The 22,396-nt window shown below is 67.7% G+C and carries 16 protein-coding genes; 5 read left to right on the forward strand and 11 right to left on the reverse strand.

All coding sequences use genetic code 11. The features are described from left to right. Positions 1–32: 32 nt before the first annotated feature. Positions 33–920, reverse strand: a complete 888-nt coding sequence (locus QE444_RS04545; protein ID WP_273861662.1) for an acyltransferase — start codon at positions 918–920, stop codon at positions 33–35. A gap of 105 nt (positions 921–1,025) precedes the next feature. Between QE444_RS04545 and QE444_RS04550 the strand changes: the two genes are divergently transcribed. Continuing rightward, positions 1,026–2,282: an HD-GYP domain-containing protein gene (locus tag QE444_RS04550; protein ID WP_187980941.1), complete on the forward strand. Its 1,257-nt coding sequence runs from the start codon at positions 1,026–1,028 to the stop codon at positions 2,280–2,282. A gap of 7 nt (positions 2,283–2,289) precedes the next feature. On the opposite strand, the gene QE444_RS04555 is transcribed toward QE444_RS04550, so the two are convergent. The 4 genes from QE444_RS04555 to QE444_RS04570 form a co-directional block, all read right to left on the reverse strand. After that, the gene (locus QE444_RS04555; RefSeq protein ID WP_133860534.1) at positions 2,290–2,904 is read right to left on the reverse strand and encodes a glutathione S-transferase family protein; all 615 of its coding nucleotides are present in this window, start codon (positions 2,902–2,904) and stop codon (positions 2,290–2,292) included. 108 nt (positions 2,905–3,012) lie between these two features. Beyond that, positions 3,013–4,389, reverse strand: coding sequence for an ATP-binding protein (locus tag QE444_RS04560; RefSeq protein WP_309737441.1), 1,377 nt, complete (start codon positions 4,387–4,389; stop codon positions 3,013–3,015). Beyond that, complete coding sequence (locus QE444_RS04565) at positions 4,386–5,060, reverse strand: response regulator (RefSeq protein ID WP_133860536.1); 675 nt, start codon at positions 5,058–5,060, stop codon at positions 4,386–4,388. Before QE444_RS04565 ends, QE444_RS04560 begins: the two co-directional genes overlap by 4 nt. A 124-nt stretch (positions 5,061–5,184) precedes the next feature. Beyond that, positions 5,185–6,513: a sorbosone dehydrogenase family protein gene (locus tag QE444_RS04570; protein WP_309737442.1), complete on the reverse strand. Its 1,329-nt coding sequence runs from the start codon at positions 6,511–6,513 to the stop codon at positions 5,185–5,187. A gap of 442 nt (positions 6,514–6,955) precedes the next feature. Between QE444_RS04570 and QE444_RS04575 the strand changes: the two genes are divergently transcribed. Next, positions 6,956–7,999: a glycoside hydrolase family 5 protein gene (locus QE444_RS04575; RefSeq protein ID WP_273861665.1), complete on the forward strand. Its 1,044-nt coding sequence runs from the start codon at positions 6,956–6,958 to the stop codon at positions 7,997–7,999. Positions 8,000–8,076: 77 nt separating this feature from the next. Beyond that, a complete protein-coding gene (gene gcvH / locus QE444_RS04580) occupies positions 8,077–8,460 on the forward strand; it encodes a glycine cleavage system protein GcvH (protein WP_133860538.1) in 384 nt (127 codons plus the stop codon). A 79-nt stretch (positions 8,461–8,539) separates the two neighbouring features. On the opposite strand, the gene QE444_RS04585 is transcribed toward gcvH, so the two are convergent. The 4 genes from QE444_RS04585 to QE444_RS04600 all read right to left on the reverse strand — a co-directional run bounded on the left by QE444_RS04585 (position 8,540) and on the right by QE444_RS04600 (position 16,632). Then, positions 8,540–8,854 carry a DUF2388 domain-containing protein gene (locus QE444_RS04585; protein ID WP_017639490.1) on the reverse strand — a complete coding sequence of 105 codons (315 nt, stop codon included), beginning with the start codon at positions 8,852–8,854 and terminating at the stop codon, positions 8,540–8,542. Positions 8,855–8,927: 73 nt separating this feature from the next. Beyond that, on the reverse strand, positions 8,928–13,274 hold the full coding sequence (locus tag QE444_RS04590; protein WP_309737443.1) for a PAS domain S-box protein: 4,347 nt from the start codon (positions 13,272–13,274) through the stop codon (positions 8,928–8,930). 38 nt (positions 13,275–13,312) lie between these two features. Then, positions 13,313–15,094, reverse strand: coding sequence for a GspE/PulE family protein (locus QE444_RS04595; RefSeq protein ID WP_017639492.1), 1,782 nt, complete (start codon positions 15,092–15,094; stop codon positions 13,313–13,315). Positions 15,095–15,282: 188 nt separating this feature from the next. After that, positions 15,283–16,632, reverse strand: a complete 1,350-nt coding sequence (locus QE444_RS04600; RefSeq protein WP_187980946.1) for an inorganic triphosphatase — start codon at positions 16,630–16,632, stop codon at positions 15,283–15,285. A gap of 170 nt (positions 16,633–16,802) precedes the next feature. On the opposite strand from QE444_RS04600, the gene argE reads away from it, so the two are divergent. Continuing rightward, positions 16,803–17,963 (forward strand): acetylornithine deacetylase, encoded by a 1,161-nt coding sequence (argE, locus tag QE444_RS04605; RefSeq protein ID WP_309737444.1) that lies wholly within the window; start codon positions 16,803–16,805, stop codon positions 17,961–17,963. Between the two features lie 163 nt (positions 17,964–18,126). After that, a complete protein-coding gene (gene argA / locus QE444_RS04610) occupies positions 18,127–19,425 on the forward strand; it encodes an amino-acid N-acetyltransferase (RefSeq protein ID WP_133860543.1) in 1,299 nt (432 codons plus the stop codon). 797 nt (positions 19,426–20,222) lie between these two features. Here the strand turns inward: argA and gshA are convergent. Beyond that, positions 20,223–21,800 (reverse strand): glutamate--cysteine ligase, encoded by a 1,578-nt coding sequence (gene gshA / locus QE444_RS04615; RefSeq protein ID WP_263259105.1) that lies wholly within the window; start codon positions 21,798–21,800, stop codon positions 20,223–20,225. Positions 21,801–22,010: 210 nt separating this feature from the next. Beyond that, positions 22,011–22,394 (reverse strand): PaaI family thioesterase, encoded by a 384-nt coding sequence (locus QE444_RS04620; RefSeq protein WP_052504088.1) that lies wholly within the window; start codon positions 22,392–22,394, stop codon positions 22,011–22,013. Between the last annotated feature and the right edge of the window lie 2 nt (positions 22,395–22,396).

Genomic DNA, 22,396 nt, shown 5'->3' on the forward strand with positions numbered 1-22,396 from the left:
ACTGTCTGCACGCGGCAGGGTGCCCCGCTCGATCAGCGCGAGCGGGAATCTAGCAGCGCCTCGATCCGCTGGTCCTTCTCTGCCCAGAGCGTGCTGACCCACTGCTGGAAGCCTGCGCGAAATTCCGCATCTTCGCTGTAGTCACCCGCCCAGCGCGCCGGATCCAGAGGTCGCGCGCGAATATCGATGATAACGCGTTTGACGCGTCCGCAGAGCAGGTCCCAGAAGCCGGGCACGCGACCGTCCGGATAGACCAGGGTGACATCCAGCAGGGTGTCCAGCTGCTCGCCCATGGCGGCGAGGACGAAGGCCATGCCGCCGGCCTTGGGCTTGAGCAGGTGGCGATAGGGCGAGTGCTGCTCGGCATGCTTGGCGGCGGTGAAGCGCGTGCCTTCCAGGTAATTGACGATGGTCACTGGCTGGCGGCGGAATTTCTCGCAGGCGCGGCGGGTGATGGCCAGGTCCGCGCCCTTGAGTTCCGGGCGGCGGGCCAGTTGGGCGCGGGTGTATCTCTTCATGAAGGGGTAATCCAGGCCCCACCAGGCAAGCCCCAGGAAGGGCACCCAGATGAGCTCCTTCTTCAGGAAGAACTTGAAGTAGGGCACCTTGCCGTTGAAGGTCTCGATGAGCGCGGGGATGTCGACCCAGGACTGGTGGTTGCAGATGACCAGGTAGGAGCTGTCGCGGTTGAGCGTCTCGGTGCCGCGGATGTCCCAGACGGTAGGGGTGAGCCGAGCGAAGATGACCTTGTTGATCTCGGCCCAGGTCTCGGCGATGGCGGTGACCACCCGGGAGCAGAGGTCGCGCAGCGCAACGATGGGCAGCAGCTTGATCAGGGCGAAGGCCAGCAGCGGACCGATCATGACCAGGGTGTTCAGCAGGAGCAGCGCAGAGACGGTGATACCGGTCAGGAGGTGCATGGATTCTCTCGTCTAGAACTTGGGGCGATAGTCTTTGGCGTGACATAGCATTTTGCGATCATCTGCTCTGGATGGCTGCTGCCGATCAGCTGCGAAGTGAACGCCATGCTCAAGAAGGTTACCAGTGCCGAGGTCTGCCTCGGCATGTACATCCACAGATTCGAAGGCAGCTGGATCGACCATCCGTTCTGGAAGGCGCGGTTCCTGCTCCAGGAACCGCGCGACCTGCAGAAGATCCAGGACAGCGCCGTGACCGCGGTGTGGATCGATATCGCCAAGGGGCTGGATTGCCCGCCGCCAGCGGAGTGCCCGCCCGCAGTGGATCCGGTGCTGCTCTCCGAGCCCGTCGCCGCGCCGGCCATTGCTCCCGAGGTGCCCCCAGTCGCCGCTCCGGTCCCGGTTGTCGGCACCGCGCCAGGCGCCGCCCTGAGCTGTCCGCAGGAAATGGCCCAGGCTTCCGCCGTGAGCGCCCACGCCAAGCAGGAAGTGGCGCGGCTGTTCCAGGACGTGCGCCTGGGCCAGGCCATCGAGCTGAGCGAGGTGGCGACCGTGGTCGAGCAGATCTCGGCGTCGGTGCTGCGGCATCCCACTGCGCTGATCAGCCTGACGCGGCTGCGCACGGCCGACGAGTATACCTATATCCATTCGGTGTCGGTCTGTGCCCTCATGACGGCGGTGGCACGGCAGATGGAGCTGCCGGCGGACCAGGTGCAACTGGCTGGCCAGGCCGGCCTGCTGCATGACGTGGGCAAGATGCGCACCCCGCTCGAGGTGCTCAACAAGCCGGGCAAGCTGACCGAGGCGGAATTCGCCGTGATGCAGCGGCATCCCGCGGAGGGCGTCGCCCTGCTGCAGCAGTGGGGTGCGACCGCGGAGGTCATCGACGTCTGCCTGCACCATCATGAGAAATTCGATGGCAGCGGCTATCCCCATGGCCTGGCCGGTACGCAGATCAGTCTGCTGTCGCGCATCGCCGCGGTCTGCGACGTCTACGACGCCATCTCCTCGACCCGGCCCTACAAGACCGCCTGGAGTCCCGCCGAAGCGATCCGGCGCATGGCGGAGTGGAAGGGGCATTTCGATCCGCGGGTGTTCCAGGCCTTCGTCAAGACGCTGGGCATCTATCCGATCGGTTCCCTGGTCCGGCTGAGCAACGAGCAGCTGGCGGTGGTGGTCGAGCAGCACCCGGACAGCCTGCTGACCCCGCAGGTGCGGGTGTTCTTTTCCGCCCGCTCGCGTACCCCGCTGCCGCAGCGGCTGCTGGATCTCGCCCGGCCACCCGCCGATGAGCGCATCGTGCGGCGGGAGGATCCGGAGGAGTGGGGTTTTCGCAACCTGGAGCGGCTCTGGCAGCAGGCCTAGCGCCGGCTCAGGGGCGGGTCGTCTGCAGCGAGGGGCGCTCGCCGGTACGGGCGTACCAGGCGGCGATGCGCGGGCAGTCGCTGCGCCAGGCGAAGGTGGGGATGCGGAAGTCCAGATAGCCCAGCAGGCAGGCCATGCCCAGGCAGGCCACGTCGAATTCGCCGTCCAGCTCGGCGATCGCCTCGCGCTCGAAGTAGTCCAGCGCCCGGGCGATCTTCTCCTGCTGGTTGTCCAGCCAGAGCTTCCACTGCATGCCCGGCGGGCGCATGAAGCTCTCGTAGCGGATCTGCACCGCGGCTTCCATCATGGCATCGCACAGCGAAGCCAGGGTCAGGCGGCGCCAGCGCTCCGGACCCTGGCGCGGGATCAGCGGGGTGCGCTCGTGCAGGGTGTCCAGGTAATCGAGAATGACGCGACTGTCGTGCAGGCAGGTGCCATCGGCCAGGCGCAGGGCGGGAATCTTGCCAGCCGGATTGGTATCGAGAACATCGCGATTGGGATTGAGCGGCGTCTGCTGGACGATTTCCACTTCCACCTGCTCGATCAGGTCCGTCTCGTGGAGCATCACCACGACTTTGCGACCGAAGGGCGAGGCGGGAGTGTGGTACAGGATCATGGACATGGGCCGGGCTCTCCAGAATGCAGGACTGCATTCGCTTGTGGCGAATCCCTGCACTGTAAGCCCTAGGCCGGCCCGGATAAAAGATGGCCTTGGTCGTAGCTGGCCGGATCAGGCCAGGCCGGGCAGCTCGACGTACACCCCCAGCCCGCGTCCTTGCAGGCCTTCGCCCAGGTGCAGGTTGCCGCCATGGATTTCGACGATACGTTTGACGATGGGCAGGCCCAGGCCGCTGCCGACGTTCTGGCCGGCACTCTCGCTGCGGTAGAAACGGGTAAAGATCACCGCCCGCTCTTCCGGACTGACTCCGGGGCCACTGTCGCAGACATTGATGCGTACCCGGCCGGGCACGTCCTCGACGACCCGCACCAGCACCTGGCCCCCGCTGGGGGTGTAGCGGATGGCGTTGCCCACCAGGTTGGTGAGCAGCACGCTCAGCCAGGTGGGAATGCCGGACAACTTGACCTCCTGATCCTCCAGCACCAGGTCGATGTTCTTCTCGATGGCCAGGGGCGCGAGTTCCGACAGGGTATCCGCCGCCAGCCGGCCGAGATGGACCGGGACGAACTGCTCCTGCAGGGCACCACTGTCCAGGCGGGCCAGGAGCAGGATCTGCTCCATCAGCTGGCTGATGCGTTCGGCGCTGCGGCGCACCTGCACCAGGCCGCGGGCGTGGGCCTGGGGATCGCTGGACCTCAGGGCGACCTGGGTGTGGGTCAGCAAGCTGGCGAGGGGCGTGCGGATCTCGTGGGCGGCGTCGCTGGTCAGGCGCCGCTCGGCTTCCAGGGCGCCGTCCAGGCGCTGCAGCAGGGCGTTGATCTCCTCGACCAGGACCGCGGCTTCCAGGGGAACCTGATTCAGCGCCAGGGGCTCCAGGCGCTGGGCGGAACGCTGCTTGATCTGCGCCGCCAGCTGGCGCAGGGGGTCGAGACCGCGAGTGACGCCGAACCAGATGAGTGCGGCCAGCACCGGCAGGGCCAGCGCCAGGGGAAACAGCGAGCCGAGCAGCAGCAGGTTGGTGGCGCCGCGGCGATCGGCCAGGTTCTCGTAGATCCAGATGCGCCCGTCGCCGCTGCTCAGGCGCAGCACGCGCCAGTGCTGCCCCTCGGCCAGCAGACTGCTGAAGCCGGGTGGCTGGTCGGCCAGGCCGGCGGGCGGCGCGGGGGTGCCGAGGCGCTGGTCACCGGCCTGCAGCAGATAGCCCAGGGCGTTGCGGCGCTTGAACAGCGGCAGGTCGGCGATGGCCGTGCGGCTGCGTTCCAGGGCGCGCGCCGCGGGCGGCAGGCTGTGGTCGCCCCCCTCGCTCAGGGTGGCCAGGTGCAGGGCGGCCGAGCCGAAGTCGAGCATGTCTTCATCCGCCAGGCGATTCACCTGGCGCAGCACCAGCTGGTAGGTCACCAGCGCAGCGATCAGCCAGCAGGCGAAGATGCCACACAGCAGCAGCGTCAGCAGACGCCGCCGCAGCGAGACGGCCGGGCCGTCGATCATGGAGCCGGCCGCTCGGGCTGGTCGATGCCGTAGCCGATGCCGCGCACGGTGCGGATCAGGCTGGTGCCGAGCTTGCGCCTGAGGTGATGGATATGGACCTCGATGGCATTGCTCTCGACGTCGCCGTCCCAGCCATAGAGCGCCTGTTCCAGGCGATTGCGCGAGAGCACCTTGCCCATGTTTTCCAGCAGCAGGCGCAGCAGGGCGTATTCGCGCGGTGCCAGTTCGACCGGCTGACCGGCCAGGGTCACCCGGTGGGTGGCCGGATCGACCCGCAGGTCGTTGTGTTCCAGTTGCGGCAGCGCCCGGCCGGCACTGCGCCGGGTAAGGGCGCGCACCCGGGCGAGCAGTTCGTCCAGATCGAAGGGCTTGGTCAGGTAGTCGTCGGCGCCGGTGTCCAGGCCGGTGACCCGGTCGGTGACCTTGTCGCGGGCGGTGAGGATCAGCACCGGGGTGGCGTCGCCGCGCTTGCGCAGGGCGGCCAGGACCTCGAGTCCCGAACGGCGGGGCAGGCCGATGTCGAGCACCACCAGATCGAAGGGATCGGTTTCCAGCGCTGCCTGGGCGGCCTGGCCATCGGTCACCCAGTCGACGGTATCGCCTTCCAGCGCCAGACCGGCGCGGATGCCGTCGCCCAGCAGCATGTCGTCTTCGGCCAGCAGTATTCTCATCGGATTTTCCCAGGCGGTTGAGCGGTTGTACCGCTCCGGGCCGGCCTCGGCAAGAGCGGTGACCACCTCCGGGATGGTCAGCCTCCAGCCTAGGCCAAGGCGCTTAAGGGCGGATTAACAACGCTCAGGGGCGCTGGGCGCTGACCCGCCAGAGGGTATTGCCGACGTCGTCGGCCACCAGCAGGCCGCCACGACCATCGTTGACCACCCCGACCGGCCGCCCCTGGGCTTCCTCCTTGCCATTGAGGAAACCGGTCAGCAGGTCCCGCGGCAGGCCGCTGGGCTTGCCGTCCTGGAAGGGCACGAAGATGACCTTGTAGCCGCTCTTGGGATCACGATTCCAGGAACCGTGCTGGCCGACGAACAGCCCCTGGCGGAAAGCCGTCGGCAACTGGCTGTCGGCGCTGGCGAAGGCGAGGCCCAGGGAGGCCGTATGGGTGCCCAGGGCATAGTCGGGGGTCAGCGCCCTGGCCACCAGATCCGGACGGGGCGGCTGCACCCGGCTGTCCACGGTCTTGCCCCAGTAGCTGTAGGGCCAGCCATAGAAGCCGCCATCCTGCACCGAGGTGGCGTAGTCAGGCACCAGGTCGCTGCCGATCTCGTCGCGCTCGTTGACCACCGTCCACAGCTTGCCGGTGGTGGGCTCCCAGTCCAGGCCATTGGGATTGCGCAGGCCGGTGGCGAACAGGCGCTTCTGGCCACTGGCGCGGTCCAGCTCCCAGATGGCGGCGCGGCCTTGCTCGATGTCCAGACCGTTTTCGCCGACGTTGCTGTTGGAGCCCACGGTGAGATAGAGCTTCCTGCCGTCGCGACTGGCGATGACGTTCTTGGTCCAGTGGTGATTGATGCCGGCCGGCAGGTCGGTGACCGTCACCGGCGGACCTTCCAGGTGAGTCGCTCCGGGGCGGTAGGTGAAGCGCACCAGGGCGTCGGCGTTGGCGACATAGAAGTCCTCGCCCACCAGCGCCATGCCGAAGGGCGAATGCAGCTGCTCGGCGAAGACCATGCGGGTCTCGGCGACGCCATCGCCGTCGGCATCGCGCAGCAGGGTGATGCGGTCGGCGCTGGGTACCCCGGCGCCGGCCTTCTTCATGAACAGGCCGGCGATCCAGTTCTTGATGCCGGGAAAATCATCACGCCCGGGCGCATTGCTTTCCGCCACCAGCACATCGCCATTGGGCAGCACATAGAGCCAGCGCGGATGATCCAGGCCGCGGGCGAAGGCCTGGACCTGGGTGCCGGGCGCGGCAATGGGCTTGCCGCCCTCGGGCCAACCGATCGCCGGCGCCACGTTGATGGTCGGCAGCAGGGTCTTGTGGGGCTCCGGCAAGGTGGGGGTCGGGCCATACCCGGCTTCACGCTGCAGCCGCGCGGTCTCGCCGCAGCCGACCAGGATCACGACGGCCAAGGTCAGGGCCAGGGTACGCAAGGGATGGGGCGCGCTCAGGGACATGGCGGGGCTCTCGCGAAGGGCTCGCAGGATAGAGCGCGGCGTCCGGGGAACGTTCCGGGCCCGGTTCTGGAGCACAACAGGCAGGCTCGTTCCGAGCGGTTTTGGAAATGACTCCTTTTGGTCTATCGGTCTTTTTGCGTGCTGCGGCTCCTCACGCGTCCTTTTACGGATACAGAAAGTCGTGTCGATTCAAGGCGTTAGCCTGACTGCGCTGGCGCCTATGGAAAAGTGGCGGCTATCTGACGCGAATTAATGCGTAACCGGCTGTTTTTGCAGGAAAAAATCTCTAAAGCTGGCGGCTGGGACGCCGATAGCTGCCCCAACAATGACGACGAAGTCGCACCCAGTGGCGCCGCAACCGGACGCGGTCGCCTGAGCTCGCCTACGCCAGAACCCGCTAGCTTGCGGGGGCGGGGAGTCTTTCTCTTTCACAGGTGCAGTCATGCAATCCCTTACCCGGCGCTTGCGCCAGTTTTCCCTGCGGCTGGCCGGTACCCTGGCCCTGAGCAGCGCCTTGCTAGGTTCGGTCCAGGCGGTCGAGCTGGTCGGCCTCAACTTTTCCGGTGCCGGCTTCGCCAGCCAGGTGCTGCCCGGTCTCAACAACCGCAACTACATCTTCCCCAGCGAACAGCACTTCAAGGACTGGAGCGCCAAGGGCATCAAGCTGGTGCGCTTTCCGATCATCTGGGAGCGCATCCAGCCCAGGCTGAATGCCACGCTGGATCCGGACTATGGCGCCCTGGTCACCCAGACGCTCAACTATGCCCAGAAATACGGCGTCAAGGTGATCCTCGACCTGCACAACTATGCGCGCTATCGCGGCGAGGTCATCGGCGCCGGCAAGGTCAGCTATTTCAACTACTGGGACGTGACCTATCGCCTGGCCTTTCGCTTCGGCAAGCATCCGGCGCTCTTTGGCTACGACATCATGAACGAGCCCCACGACGCCGTGGCCTTCTGGCCGACCGCCGCCCAGCACGGCATCAACGGCATCCGCACCGTGGACAGCGTCCATCCCATCATCGTCGAGGGCAACGGCTGGTCCAGCGCCGCCCGCTGGCCGCAGTGGAACGACCCCCTGTTGGCGCTCAAGGACCCGGCCAACAAGCTGATCTTTTCCGCCCACGTCTACTTCGACAATGACGGCGGCGGCCAGTACGCCAGCAAGGACATGAGCGGCTTCGACCCCATGGTCGGGGTGAATCGCGTCAAGCCCTTCGTCGACTGGCTGAAGAAGAATGGCAAGCAGGGCTACATCGGTGAGTTCGGCGTGCCGGACGATGATCCGCGCTGGCTGGTGGCCATGGACAACATGCTGGCCTATCTCAAGCAGCACTGCATTCCGGCCAGCTACTGGGCCGCCGGTCCGGGCTGGGGCAACTACAATCTGGCGGTGGAACCCATCAACGGTGTGGATCGACCCCAGTGGGCCACCCTGAAGAAGTACGTCGACAACCGCAGTTGCGCGAGCATCGGCCCCAATTAAGCCCGGCCGGCGATGGCGGTCCCCGGGGTCGGCAGGCTACCCTTGCCTTTTAACCGTGCCAGCCCCGAGGACCTCTCATGAGCCAGATTCCCGCCGACCTGCGTTATGCCGCCAGCCACGAATGGGCCCGCCTGGAAGCCGACGGTAGCGTGACCGTCGGCATTTCCGACCACGCCCAGGAAGCCCTGGGCGATGTGGTCTTCATCGAACTGCCGGAAGTCGGCAAGACCCTCGCCGCCGGTGACCAGGCCGGGGTGGTGGAGTCGGTCAAGGCGGCCTCGGACATCTATGCCCCGGTGGGCGGCGAGGTGATCGCCGTCAACGAGGCGCTGGCCGACGCGCCCGAGCAGGTCAATGGCGAGCCCTATGGCGCCTGGTTCTTCAAGCTCAAGCCGCAGGATGCGGCCGAGCTGGACAGGTTGCTCGACGCCGAGGGTTATCGCGCGGCCAGCGAAAGCTGAGGCATCTTTCGCCGCCCGGATTCCAGGCAAAAAAGAACCCCGCCGGCCAAGCCGCGCGGGGTTCTTTTTTGCCTGGCCCTTACTGGGTCAGGATACGCATGGCGAGGTCGTTGTCGCTGGCCTGCAGGCCCGGCTCGGCGGCGCGCATGTCGCGCAGCGCGGCTTCCAGGTACGGGCCGCGGATCTGGCCATTGCTGGCCAGGTAGGAGCTGGCGTCGTCCTGGGTGGCGGCGACGATCTTGTGGTCGTCACGGCTGGTGGTATAGAACGAGCCGGAGGTCGCCCCCAGGGTCGCGGCATGCCGCCAGAACCGCGCGTCCGCATTGGCGGCGGTGGTCGCGGCCAGCAGCGGCAGACCGATCAGGGAAACCAGAGCAAGCTTCTTCAGGCGCATGGATGAGATCTCCTTCTTGAGGTCTCCTATAGAGAGCTCAGACGTCCGCTGAGTTCCAGAACTCTGCATCAGCCTAGCGCTGGATCATGCTGTGGATGCGTTCGGCCAGGGCATCGATGTCGAACGGCTTGATCAGCATGTCCATGTTCTCGCCGAGGAATTCGCCGCGCACCTTGGCGTTCTTGGCATAGCCGGTGATGAACAGCACCTTGAGCTCGGGCCGCCGGCCACGGGCGATCTCGGCGAGCTGGCGACCGTTCATGCCGGGCAGGCCGACATCGCTGATGAGCAGGTCCAGGCGCTGATCGCTCTCGATGATCGGCAGGGCGCCGTCGGCATCGCTGGCCTCCAGAGCGGTATAGCCCAGTTCGGCGAGCACCTCCAAGACGATCATGCGCACGGCGTATTCGTCTTCCACCACCAGCACGGTCTGGCCGGCTTCGGCGCGGGGCGCGACCTTGAGTGTTGGCTGATCGGTGCTGGCCGCCGCCACCTCGGGGTGGCGCGGCAGATAGAGACTGATGGTGGTGCCCTGGCCCTGTTCGGTATCGATGCGCGCGGTGCCGCCGGATTGCTTGACGAAGCCGTAGATCATCGACAGGCCGAGCCCCGTGCCCTGGCCGGCCGGCTTGGTGGTGAAGAAAGGCTCGAAGGCCTTGGCCTTGACCTCCGGTGGCATGCCGGTACCGGTGTCGGCCACGCTCAGCCGGACATAGTCGCCCGGAGTCAGGGATTCGCGCGCGGCCGCCTCGGCGTCCAGGCTGAGGTTGGCGGTGGCGATGCACAGCTCGCCGCCGGCGGGCATGGCGTCGCGACCATTGATGACCAGGTTGAGCAGGGCGTTTTCCAGCTGGTGGGTATCGCTGTGGGCGAGCCAGGCGACCGGTGCGAGATCCAGGCGCAGGGCGACGTTTTCGCCCACGGTGCGCACCAGCAGATCCTGCAGCGAAGCGACCAGCTGGTGCACGTCCACCGGCTGCGGATCCAGGGTCTGGCGGCGGGCGAAGGCCAGCAGGCGATGGGTGAGGGCGGCGGCGCGGTCGGCCGAATTGACCGCGGCATTGATGTAGCGGTCCAGGTCCTGGGTGCGGCCGTTGGCGATGCGCAGGCGGATCAGGTCGAGGGCGCCGACGATGCCGGTGAGCATGTTGTTGAAGTCATGAGCGATGCCGCCGGTGAGCTGGCCGATGGCTTCCATCTTCTGCGACTGCCGCAGGGCTTCCTCGGTGCGCTCACGCTCGTAGATTTCGGCGATCAGCCGAGCGTGGCTGCGCCCCAGTTCCTGGGTCCGCTCGGCGATGCGCTGTTCCAGCTGGTCGGTGGTCTGCCGCGCCTCGGTAACGTCCACACCACAGCCCACCAGACCGTGGAATTCGCCATCGAGCTCCAGGCGCGGGGTGCCTTCCAGGCGCAGCCAGCGCCATTCGCCCTGCGCATTGCGCACCCGCACCTCGGCGCGCAGGGCGCTGTGGGTGGCGACGGCCTGCTTGAAGGCACCTTCGAAGGCCGGACATTCGCTGTCCGGGAGCAGGGCGCTCCAGCCCTGGTCGTGCAGATCGGCGTCGTGCAGATCGAATTCGCTGGCGAAGCGCTGGTTGACGAATTGCAGCTGGCCGTCGGCATCGCAGGCCCAGATCAGCACCGGAGCACTGTCGGCCATGAGGCGGAAGCGGCCCTCGCTCTCGCGCTGGGCGTCCTGGGAGCGCTGCCGGCAGATGGCCGACCAGAGCCGGTCGGTGACGTCGCGCAGGAATTGCACCTCACCATCCGTCCACAGCCGGGCGCGCTGGTCATGGGCGACGAACAGCGCGCGCAGGCGGCCATCCTCGTAGAGCGGGATGTCGACCAGCGCCGCGATCTCCAGATCGAGCAGGCGCTGGGCATTGGCCTGGGCGCGCGGATCCTGGCTGACATCGTCGATGACCAGGGGCGCTGCGCCGTCTTGGTTGCCCAGGTGGTCGGAGGCGAGCAGCGGATAGGCCAGGGCCTGGTCGAAGCTGCCGTTGGGCGTCCACAGCTGCTGCGGGAAGAAGGCGCCGCTGCTCTCGTCCAGACGGGCATAGCCGACCCGGCGCAGGCCCAGCCGCGTACCGACCAGTTCCAGGGCGGCGGTGACCCCGGCGCTTTCCGGATCGCCTTCGCGCAGGCGATCGCCCAGTTCGATCAGGGCATGCTGGCGGGCCTCGGCTTCGCGGCGCTCCTCGATCTGCCGCCGCAACTGGCGATTGGTCTCGCTGATGCGATCGGCGTCGTGGCGTTCGCGGGTGATGTCGCGCGCGATACCCACCAGTCGTCGGCGCCCACCGGGCTCCAGGCGTTCACGCCCGCGGATGCTCAGCCATACCGGCTCGCCCTGGCGCGAACCTCGTACCCGAAAGGTCAGCCGCAGGTCATAGGCATTGCCACCGCCCTGGATGGCGGCCGTCACATAGGCGCGTACCCGGGGCGCATCGGCCGGATGCAGGGCGTGCAGCAGGGCCGCGCCGCGCATCGTGCAACGACGCTCGCCCGCTCCGACCAGATGGGCGAGGCGGGTATCCCAGCTGATCAGGTCGCGGTCGATGTCATAGTCCCAGACACCGAGGTCGGCGACGTCCATGGCCAGGGCGATGCGCTGCTCGGCCAGGCGCAGGGCGTCGGCCGCGGCGGTGCGTTCGATGACGATGCGGATGCGCTCGGCCACCTCGCGCACCAGGGCCACGTCGCCGATGGTCCAGTGACGCGGCGTATCGGCATAGAGGAACAGCAGACCGACCAGCTGTTCCTCGGCCAGCAGCGGCACCACCAGGCCGGCGCGTACGCCATGGTCCACCAGTTGGGCGCGCATCTCGCCCAGGCGGCTGTCCTGGGCGCTGTCTTCCACGCTGACGATGATGCCGCGGCGCAATTCCTGCACCGCCGAGGTGTGCCAGTGACCCAGGCTGGGCAGGTTGAGACGATGGGTTCGCCCCTGTTCGAGCCAGTCGCTGTCGATGGTCAGGCTGCCGTCGCGACCGACCCGGGCATAGCCGATGCGCTGCACGGCCAGCAGATGGCCGAGGCTGTCGCCCAGCACCGAGGCGACTTCGCCGGTGTGGGTCACGCCATGCAGCAGGTCGCCCAGCTCGAGCAGAAAGCGCTGGCGATCATGGCTGCGGATGCGTTCGCTGAGATCGACGAAGGTGCAGATGGCACCCTGGACCTCGCCGTCGCGCCAGAGCGGCTGGGCGCGCCATTCCACTGGCAGCAGACTGCCGTCCTCGCGCAGCAGGGCGTCGGCGGACAGGTGCAGGGTGGCGCCTTCGCTGGCAGCGCGCTGCAGGGCCCGGGCGCCATCCTCGCTGCGGGCGGAGCTGAGGCGGGTGTCCAGGCGCTCGCCGAGGATATCGCGTTCCTCGGGCAGCCCGAGCATCTGCCGGAAGGCGCGGTTGCAGAGGGTGGCGCGCCCTTCGCGATCCAGGGCGCAAAAGCCTTCGTGGGTCGATTCGAGGAGCAGATGGGCAAAGGCCTCGCTCTCCCGCAGCGCCGTTTCCGCCCGCTTGCGGCTGTCGATGTCTTGGGCCACGCCGACCCAGTGCTCGATCTCGCCGCTGGCGTTGGTGAAGGGCATGGTGCGGGTTTCGAACCAGCGGTAGTGGCCCTCGGCGTCGCGCAGCTGCAATTCGAGGCTGCCGGCGACTCTCTGCTCGCGCACCTCGCGCCAGCGCCGCAACAGCTGCGGACGCTGCTGGGGATGGATGGCATCGGTCCAGAGATCGGGATCAGCGACCACGTTGGCCGGACTCAGGCCGCTGTATTCGTACCAGTAGCGATTGGCGTATTCGAAGCTGCCATCGGGCCGCGCGAACCAGATGATCTGCGGATTGACGTCCATCAGGGCGCGATAGTGGGTTTCGTCGAGGGTGCTGTGCCGCGCCGGCGCCGCCGCCTGCAGCCGGGCCTCGAGCAGGCGCAGCACCTGGCGCGCCAGGCGTTCGAGGCCGGTCAGGCGCGCGGCGCTCAGTTCGCGAGGTTGCCAGTCGAGCACGCAGAGCGTGCCGAGAAAGACGCCTTCGGCCGTCCGCAGCGGGGCCCCGGCATAGAATCTCAGTCCGGCCGGATCCCTTACCAGGGGGTTGTCGATGAAGCGCGGGTCCTGGCTCAGGTCTTCGATCTGCCGCGCTTCCCGGGCAGCGTGCAGGTACTGGCAGAAGGATAGGGCCAGGGGGATTTCCGCCACACCCAGGCCGCGTTCGGCGATGAACAGCTGCTGCTGTTCGCCCAGCAGGTTGACCGCGGCGATGGGGGTTTCGCAGAGGGTGGCGGCCAGCTCCACCAGGTCGTCGAGCGCCGGCTCCGGCTGGCCGTCGAGCAGGCCATAGGCCGCCAGGACCTCCTGGCGACGGCGTCGCTGCTCGGCGTCCTCGGCACCCACGGCAGGGTTCACGACGGTTGTCTGCACGGCTGCTATCCTTGTTCCGCTCGCGGGCTGCTGGGGCCTTAACGTTCGCTCTGGGGCGTGACGCGCAAGACTTCTTCCACGGTGGTGAAGCCGGCGGCGATCTTTTGCGCGCCGGACAGGCGCAGGCTGCGCATGCCTTCCTTGAACGCCTGCCGCCGCAGCGCGGTGATGTCGGTATCCGCCGTCACCAGTTCGCGCAGACTATCGGAGAGGGTGAGGATTTCGTATACCCCGGCACGACCGCGATAGCCGGTGTCGCGACATTCCGGACAACCTACCGGCTGCATGGCGCCGGTCGGCAGCGGCGCGTTCCAGGGCTTGGTCAGCTCCTGCCAGGCGGCCGGGTCCAGCTCGGTGGGCGTCTTGCAGGCCGGGCAGAGGGTGCGCACCAGCCGCTGGGCCATGACGCCCAGCACCGTGGCGCGGATCAGGTAGTAGGGCACGCCCAGTTCGATCAGCCGGCTCACCGAGCTGGGGGCGTCGTTGGTGTGCAGGGTGGAAAGCACCAGGTGCCCGGTCAGCGCCGCCTGGATGGCCATCTCGGCGGTTTCCAGGTCGCGGATCTCGCCGATCATGATGATGTCCGGGTCCTGCCGCATCAGCGCCCTGACGCCGCTGGCGAAGGTCACCTCGATGTTGTGCTGCACCTGCATCTGGTTGAAGGCGTCTTCCACCATCTCGATGGGGTCTTCGATGGTGCAGACGTTCACCTCGGGCGTGGCCAGCTGCTTGAGGGTGGTGTACAGCGTGGTGGTCTTGCCCGAACCGGTGGGGCCGGTGACCAGGATGATGCCGTTGGGCTGCCCGGTCATGCCGGCCCAGCGGCGCAGGTCGTCGGCGGAGAAACCGAGCTGGTCGAAGCTCTTGAGCAGCACGTCCGGGTCGAAGATCCGCATCACCAGCTTTTCGCCGAAGGCGGTGGGCATGGTCGACAGGCGCAGTTCGACTTCCTTCTCGCCGGCCATGCGCGTCTTGATCCGGCCGTCCTGGGGCTTGCGTTTCTCGGCGACGTTCATGCGGCCGAGGTTCTTGATCCGGCTGACCACCGCCAGGGTGACCTGTGCGGGGAACTGGTAGACGGTGTGCAGCACCCCGTCGATGCGAAAGCGCACCGCACCCTGTTCGCGGCGCGGCTCGACGTGGATATCACTGGCGCGCTGCTGGAAGGCGTACTGGAACAGCCAGTCGACGATATTGACGATGTGGGCATCGTTGGCATCCGGCTCGCCATCGGCGGCGCCGAGATTGACCAGCTGCTCGAAGTTGCCGACGCCGCTGGTCTTCTGCTCCACCGCCGAGGCACCGGTGACCGAGCGGGCCAGGCGAAAGAATTCCTGGGTGTAGCGGGTGATGTCCGCGGGGCTGGCCACCACGCGCTTGATCGGCCGCTGCAGCACATGGGTGAGGTTGCTCTCCCAGCTGTGCACGAAGGGCTGGGCGCTGGCCACCGTCACCTCGTCCGGACTCACCGCCACGGCGAGGATCTTGTTGCGCTGGGCGAAGGCGTAGGACATCAGCGGGGTGACCGAGGCCACGTCCACCTTGAGCGGATCGATGCGGTAGAAGGGCTGACCCGAATACTCGGCGAGCCAGCGGGTGAGGCTGTCCAGATCCAGCTTGCGCCCCGGGCGGCTGAGGTCGTCCACGCTCTGCGCCGCGAGGAATTCCAGCGGATGCTGCTGCGGATTGGCCGAGCCACGGCGCAGGAGCAGACACTGCTCGGCGGTCTGCTGATCGATCCGCTGCTGGCTGACCAGCTCGCGCAGGATGTCGCCCAGGTCGAGCCAACGATCAGCGGAAGGGGAAGCTATGGCGGACATCTGGACTCCTTGGAAAGGTGGTCGCACCGGGGTGACACCCGGCGTCTGACCGGGGGCGACCCGCCTGCCGTACCCGCCAGGTTGGTCGCCTCCTCCAGCATAGCGATTTTGTATTAAGGAATCGCTCGCGGCCTTGTGCCATCAGGATGGACGGCCGGATGCGCCAGGCGTTCCCGCCGTCCGGCGGCTCAGGCCAAGGCTTTCCAGGGCGCCAGGCCATAGACCAGGCGCGCCTGTTCGGCGACCCCGGCGAGATCGCCGTGGGCGCTCAGCGGCGCCAGCTTGCCCAGCTCGCCATACAGCCGATCGGCTTCGGGCAGGTCCAGGGCGCCACGCGCCAGGTGCAGCCAGACCTGCATCCGCTCCAGCCGCGGCAGCTGCTGCTGGATCAGCTCGGGTTCGGTGATGGCGCGCAGCAGCGGCAACTCGGCCGCTTCCTGGGCCAGGAAGCGCGGCAGCCATTGGCCGAGGGGCGTCACGCCCTGGCGTTCGCCACGGCCGGTGCGACCCTGGATCCAGGCGCGCTCATGCAGCCAGCGTGCGGCGCGCAGGGAGAACAGGCCCCAGCGCGGCTGTTCCAGTTCGGCGGCGAAGCGCTGCGGTGCCTGGCGGCGGGCCTCCTCGTCGTCCTGGCCGATGGCGGCCAGCGGTCGCCAGTCGGCGAGCAACTCGTCGAGGGCCTGGCGCAGGTCGCGGCTGGTGGCCCGCGGGGCGGCCTGGCCGAGACTGCCGAGCAGGGCGCGCAGGTCGATCAGCTGGTGCACCCAGTCCACCAGTAGGCGCCAGTGGCCGTTCCAGCGATACTGTTCGGCCAGGCGTTGGCTGCCGGCCAGCAGGTGCCAGCCGAGGCGGGCGACGGCCTCGTCCAGCGGCGTCTCGGCGTCCAGTTCCGGCGCGGACAGATAGAGGGTATAGCTCGAGGCATCGTGCAGGCGATAGCCGCGCTCGGCCTTGCTGATGTCGCAGGGCATCAGCGGGAATTCGGCGGCCAGCTGCTCGGCCAGTTCCAGCAGCGCGGCCGGTTCACCCTGGCGCAATTCCAGCTCGACCTCGGCGATGGCCTCGCGCTGGTCGCCGGCACGCACCTCGCCCTGGTCGAGGGCGACCTCGATGATGGTCCGGGCCTTGCCCCGGCCCCAGGCGATTTCCGCGGCGTCGCGGACGAAGTCGGTGTCGAACACCGGCTGCAGGCGGCGCAGGTCCAGGTCGGCCAGCTCCGCCGGCCAGCAGCTGTCGTCGAACAGCGCGGTGTCGAGGGTGGCATCGGCCAGCGGCCATTCCCATTCGTTGCGCTCGGACAGCCCGGCCAGGCTCTGGCCACGGCTCTTGAGCGTCTGGATGAAGCGCTCGCCATCGCGCCGCACGCGCAGGGCGACCTTGGCATGGGCCAGGTCGCGGGTGTCGGTGTCGTAATAGCAGTTGGAGAGTTCGTGGCGCTGCCAGCCCTCCTTGCAGCGCTTCTTCAACAACGGATGAGCGCGCAGGGCGTCGAGGGTGGCCGCACTGGCGCGCAGCTTGATTTCGGTTTCTTTGGCCATTGGAGGATCCTGGCGCCGGAAGAGAACGGTCCGGCTCCGTGCCGAGCGCGTCATGACAACGGACGGCGAGAACGTGGGCGCTAGTTTAGCCCGTCCCGCCCCCCTGGCGCATGAAGGTTTCATCGCGCAGCGGATGGCGCCATGATGGAGGCGTGACCAGGAGACCCCGCATGACCCTGCCCGCGCTGAAAGCTCTGTTCTCGACCCTCATCGCCGAAAGCTCGGTGAGCTGCACCCAGCCGGCGCTGGACCAGTCCAACGCCGGCGTCATCGCCCGCCTGAGCGACTGGTTCGGCGCCCTGGGCTTCGCCTGCGAGACCCAGGAGGTGACCCCGGGCAAGTTCAACCTGATCGCCACCCTGGGCAGCGGGCCGGGTGGTCTGGTGCTGGCCGGCCATACCGATACCGTGCCCTATGACGCGGCGCTCTGGCAGGCCGATCCCCTGCGTCTGCGCGAAGCCGACGATCGCTGGTACGGCCTGGGCAGTTGCGACATGAAGGGCTTCTTCGCGCTGATCCTCGAAGCGGTGCGCGAACTGGATCCGCGCCAGTTGCGCCAGCCGCTGATCGTGCTCGCCACCTGCGACGAGGAATCCTCCATGGACGGTGCCCGGGTACTGGCCGACGCCGGCCGCCCCCTGGGCCGCGCCGCGGTGATCGGCGAGCCGACCGGACTGCGGCCGATCCGCCTGCACAAGGGCATCCTCATGGAGCGCATCGACATCCTCGGGCAGAGCGGCCATTCCTCCGATCCGAGTCTGGGCCACAGCGCCCTGGAGGCCATGCAGGCGGTGATGGGCGAGCTGCTCGACCTGCGCGCCCAGTGGCAGCGCGAATACCGCAATCCACTGTTCCTGGTGCCCCAGCCGACCCTCAACCTGGGCTGCATCCATGGCGGCGACAACCCTAATCGCATCTGCGGCCAGTGCGCCCTGGAGTTCGACCTGCGCCCGCTGCCGGGCATGCAGCCCGAAGCCCTGCGCCAGGCCATCCGCGGACGGCTGCTGCCGGTTGCCGAACGCTTCGGGGTGCGGATCGACTACCAGCCGCTGTTTCCCGCCGTGCCGCCCTTCGAGCAGCCGGCCGAGGCCGAGCTGGTGCGCCTGGCCGAGCGCTTGACCGGCCACACCGCCGACGCCGTGGCCTTCGCCACCGAGGCACCCTATCTGCAGGCGATCACCCAGGAGGTGCTGGTCCTCGGTCCCGGCGACATCAGCTGCGCGCACCAGCCCGAGGAACACCTGGCGCTGGCGCGGATCGCGCCCACCGTCAGGCTGCTGCAGCAGCTGATCGGCCACTACTGCCTGGGCGAGGCCGCGGCCGTCCGATGAACAGATCCGCGCGCCCGGCGTGACTTTTTGTAAACTCCGGACGGTCTACTGACGCTGCCTGCCCATCCGCTCCCTGTCGAGGAACCCCCGTGCTGCGACGACGCTGAACGCCCTGCCTGCCCTCGTTCACCCTCCCGCCTATCCACCAAGGGTCTTCGTCTCGATGCACGATTACGTCAACTGGCTCCGCCACGCCTCGCCCTATATCAACGCCCACCGCGACGCCACCTTCGTCGTCATGCTGCCCGGTGATGGCGTCGCCCACCCCAACTTCGGCAACATCGTCCACGACCTGGTGCTGCTGCACAGCCTGGGCGTGCGCCTGGTGCTGGTGCACGGCTCCCGTCCGCAGATCGAATCGCGCCTGGCCGCCCGCGGCATCGAACCGCGCTTCTACAACGACCTGCGCATCACCGACGGCCCGACGCTGGAAGCGGTGATCGATGCCGTCGGCAGCCTGCGCAGCGCCATCGAGGCGCGCCTGTCCATGGACATGGCCGCCTCGCCCATGCAGGGCTCGCGGCTGCGGGTCGCCAGCGGCAACCTGGTCACCGCGCGCCCGGTCGGGGTGCAGGACGGCGTCGACTTCCACCACACTGGCGAAGTCCGCCGCATCGACCGCCGTGGCATCGGCCGGCTGCTCGACGAGCGCACCATCGTGCTGCTCTCGCCCCTGGGCTATTCCCCCACCGGCGAGACCTTCAACCTGGCTTGCGAAGACGTCGCCATGCGCGCCGCCATCGACTTGGGCGCCGACAAGCTGGTGCTCTACGGTGCCGAACCGGGCCTGCTGGACGAACACGGCGCCCTGATCCGCGAGATCGGCCCGCAGCAGATCCCCACCCATCTGGCGCGCCTGGGCAGCTCCTACCAGGCCGAGCTGCTCGACGCCGCCGCCCAGGCCACCCGCGGCGGTGTGCGGCGCTGCCACATCGTCGGCTACGCCGAAGACGGCGCCCTGCTCACCGAACTCTTCACCCGGGCCGGCAGCGGCACCCTGGTGGCCCAGGAACCCTTCGAGACCCTGCGCGAGGCGACCATCGCCGACGTCGGCGGCCTGATGGAGCTGATCCGCCCGTTGGAAGAGCAGGGCATCCTGGTGCGGCGTTCCCGTGAGGTGCTGGAGCGCGAGATCGAGCAGTTCAGCATCGTCGAACGCGAAGGCCTGATCATCGCCTGCGCGGCGCTCTATCCCATCGCCGATTCGGCGGCGGGCGAGCTGGCCTGCCTGGCGGTCAATCCCGACTACCGCCACGGCGGCCGCGGCGACGCCCTGCTGGCGCGCATCGAGCAACGCGCCCGCGAGCGTGGCCTCGGCACCCTGTTCGTGCTCACCACCAAGACCGCCCACTGGTTCCGCGAACGCGGCTTCGAGCCGAGCGGCGTGGAACGCCTCCCCGCGGCCCGGGCGTCGCTGTACAACTTCCAGCGCAACTCGAAGATCTTCGAGAAGGGCTTGTAAGGGCGCGCTCGTAGGTTGGGCTGAGACGGCTGCATCGTCGAAGCCCAACGCTACCAAGCTCCTCATCATCGCGGCCATGGGCCGTGATAGCGCCAGCCCCAATCGAAACCGCTCCAAGGTGGAGCCGGCCCTTCCTGCATCGATACCGGAAGGCGCCCTCATCAACCATCGATTCGTCCGCTGGCGTTTGGAGACGTAGCGTGGAAAACCGCGCAGCGTTTTCCACTGGTAGGCACCGCAGTTATCAGTGGACAAGGCTTCGCCGTTGTCCACGCTACGGGCTACGGGCTACGGGCTACGGGCTACGGGCTACGGGCTACGGGCTACGGGCTACGGGCTACGAGCTACGAGCTACAGGCTGTTCAGGGTTTTTCATCCAAAACCTCCAGGCTGGCGAATCGCCCCGTTCAGCAGGGCGAGCGCCAGTGTCGTGGAGTGGGTCGAGCCGCATGGATGCGGCGAGAGGCCTAACGGGCCATGGACGGCCCGTGTAGGCCGACCCCGGAACGGCGCTGGCGTGAGCGAAACGTAGCGTAGCGAAGTAACAGCCGCAGGCTGGCCCGCAGGGCGAGCAACGCGAGTCACCCGGAGCGCAGCGTAGGGCCGGATGGCCGGGGCAAGCGTTTTTGCTTACTTTTGTCCGAGGCGCGCAGCCGCGACTGAAAAAAGTGAGTCGCCCGAGGGGGCGAAACAAGAGCCATCAGCAAAGCACGACAATCAGCTAGGGCACCAATAAGCTCTTCGGCACTTGGCACTGCAATGTTGGGCTTCGCTCTCGCTCAACCCAACCTACCTGCCTACACCCCGATCGTCGCCAGAATACTCGCCTGATAGGCCGCCACGAAGGTGTCGAAATCCCCCTGGGGCGCCGCCTCGATCTCCGCCTGTTCCTCCAGCGACTGGCGCGCCATCTGTGCATAGCCCTCGCGCTCGCCTTCGTTCAGCGGATGGCTGGCGAAATAGGCCGCATGGGCCTCGCTCTGGCGCAGGCCGAATTCGGCAAAGCTCTCGCCGCGTTCGCGCAACTCCTGCAGCACCCGCGCCGAAGGCGTGAGGCGGACGTCGGCGACCTTCTGCCGCTGTACCGCCACCGCCCGGCGATGGGCATCGCCGCCCAGGCTGGCGTCCAGGGTCTCGGCGCAGCGTTCGATCTGGTCGAGCATCTCCGCCGCCCAGTCGATCATGGTCACCGAGGCGCCATGGCGCTGCAGACGCAGACCGGGCTTGCGGCCTTCACGCACCACGCTGGCGAAGTTGTCGGTGCATTCGCGACACTCGCCGTTGAGTGGCGGGCTGCCTTCCAGGGCGCAATAGAGCAGGAAGGCGTCGAGGAACAGCGCGGTGGTGGTATCGATGCCCAGCGGCAGGAAGGGATCGATGTCCAGGCAGCGCACCTCGATGTACTGCACGCCACGGGCCATCAGCGCCTGCACCGGCCGCTCGCCGCTGCGGGTGACGCGCTTCGGGCGGATGGTGGCGTAATACTCGTTCTCGATCTGCAGGATGTTGGTGTTGAGCTGCACCCACTCGCCGTTCTGGTGGGTACCGATCTCCGCGTAGGGCGGGTAGGGCGTGCCCACCGCGCGTCTCAGACTCTCGGTGTAGGTGGTCAGGTCGTTGTAGTCCGGCGTCAGGCTGGCCTGGGCGTTGCTCTGGTAGCCCAGGTCGCTCATGCGCAGGCTGGTGGCATGGGGCAGGTACAGGGTCCGCTCGTCGAGGGTCTGCAACAGATGCGGCCGGCCACGCAGGAAGCCCGCGTCCAGCGCTGGCGAGGCGCCGAACAGGTACATCAGCAGCCAGCTGTAGCGGCGGAAATTGCGGATCAGGGCGATGTAGCGAGCCGACTGGTAGTCGCGGGCATCGCGGGCGTCACCCTCCTGCTGGCGCAGCAGTTCCCAGGCCGCTTCCGGCAGCGAGAAGTTGTAGTGGATGCCGGCGATGCACTGCATGGTACGGCTGTAGCGCAGGGCCAGGCCGCGGCGATAGACGTGCTTGAGCCGGCCGATGTTGGAGCTGCCATAGTCGGCGATGGGGATCTCGTCCTCGGCCGGCAGCGCGCAGGGCATGGAACCGCTCCAGAGGCGCTCGCCATCGAGTTCGGCGACCGCGGCCCGGTGCACCCGATCCAGCGCGTCCAGCACCTCGGGTGTGCGGGTGCCGGTGGGGGTAATGAATTCCAGCAGCGCCTCGGAATAGTCCGTGGTGATCTGCGGGTGGGTCAGGGCCGAGCCCAGCGCCTGGGGATGGGGACGTCGGGACAGGTCGCCACGGGCGTCCACCCGCAGGGTCTCGCGCTCGATGCCGTGCAGGCATTCGGTCAGGAGGGAGGGATCAGCGCCGAGCAGGGCCAGGCGGCGGGACAGGATATCGCTCAAGTTGACTTCCTTTGGCGGTACTCGCCCCGGGCAGGGTAGAAGAAACCGACTGAAATGAGGGTTGCCGGCCAGGGCCGACGCGGGGGCAGCAGTCACTGCTGCGGTCCGGGTTCAAGCCTCAGACCGCAACCCGCTCAGTTGTCTCCCAGCGTAGCTCAGGCAGCGGCAAAGGGCGATATGCGCCGCTTCGCTGCCGCCCGCTCTGGCCGGTCACAGACAGGCGAAGGTCGCCTGGGCCAGGGCGATCAGCTTGTCGCCCTGATGCACCTGGGCCTCCAGCACATGGGTCTTGCGCCCCGGATGGATCACCCGGGCGCGGCAGACCAGTTCGCCGTCGCTGACGCCACGCACGTAGTTGACCTTGCACTCCAGGGTCACGCTGCCGGCCTGGCCGTCGAACAGACTGTGACTGGCCTGGCCCAGGGCCGTGTCGATCAGCGAGAAGATGGCACCGCCGTGGAGCTTGCCGTGCAGGTTGATGAGCCTGTCCTGCACGCTCATGCGCACCTCGGACTCGCCACCCTCCGCCTTGTGGATGGTCATGCCCAGCAGGGTGCTGAAGGCGCTGTCCTTGCCTGCGAGAGATCCGCTCATAG

Origin of the sequence: Pseudomonas sp. SORGH_AS_0199 (assembly GCF_031453735.1) — a bacterium.
GTDB classification, from domain to species: Bacteria; Pseudomonadota; Gammaproteobacteria; order Pseudomonadales; family Pseudomonadaceae; genus Chryseomonas; species Chryseomonas aestiva.

Coding starts and splice junctions, on each gene's coding strand:
- QE444_RS04545 (WP_273861662.1), bottom strand. CDS start 920: ATGCACCTCCTGACCGGTATCACCGTCTCTGCGCTGCTCCTGCTGAAC.
- QE444_RS04550 (WP_187980941.1), top strand. CDS start 1,026: ATGCTCAAGAAGGTTACCAGTGCCGAGGTCTGCCTCGGCATGTACATC.
- QE444_RS04555 (WP_133860534.1), bottom strand. CDS start 2,904: ATGTCCATGATCCTGTACCACACTCCCGCCTCGCCCTTCGGTCGCAAA.
- QE444_RS04560 (WP_309737441.1), bottom strand. CDS start 4,389: ATGATCGACGGCCCGGCCGTCTCGCTGCGGCGGCGTCTGCTGACGCTG.
- QE444_RS04565 (WP_133860536.1), bottom strand. CDS start 5,060: ATGAGAATACTGCTGGCCGAAGACGACATGCTGCTGGGCGACGGCATC.
- QE444_RS04570 (WP_309737442.1), bottom strand. CDS start 6,513: ATGTCCCTGAGCGCGCCCCATCCCTTGCGTACCCTGGCCCTGACCTTG.
- QE444_RS04575 (WP_273861665.1), top strand. CDS start 6,956: ATGCAATCCCTTACCCGGCGCTTGCGCCAGTTTTCCCTGCGGCTGGCC.
- gcvH (WP_133860538.1), top strand. CDS start 8,077: ATGAGCCAGATTCCCGCCGACCTGCGTTATGCCGCCAGCCACGAATGG.
- QE444_RS04585 (WP_017639490.1), bottom strand. CDS start 8,854: ATGCGCCTGAAGAAGCTTGCTCTGGTTTCCCTGATCGGTCTGCCGCTG.
- QE444_RS04595 (WP_017639492.1), bottom strand. CDS start 15,094: ATGTCCGCCATAGCTTCCCCTTCCGCTGATCGTTGGCTCGACCTGGGC.
- QE444_RS04600 (WP_187980946.1), bottom strand. CDS start 16,632: ATGGCCAAAGAAACCGAAATCAAGCTGCGCGCCAGTGCGGCCACCCTC.
- argE (WP_309737444.1), top strand. CDS start 16,803: ATGACCCTGCCCGCGCTGAAAGCTCTGTTCTCGACCCTCATCGCCGAA.
- argA (WP_133860543.1), top strand. CDS start 18,127: ATGCACGATTACGTCAACTGGCTCCGCCACGCCTCGCCCTATATCAAC.
- QE444_RS04620 (WP_052504088.1), bottom strand. CDS start 22,394: ATGAGCGGATCTCTCGCAGGCAAGGACAGCGCCTTCAGCACCCTGCTG.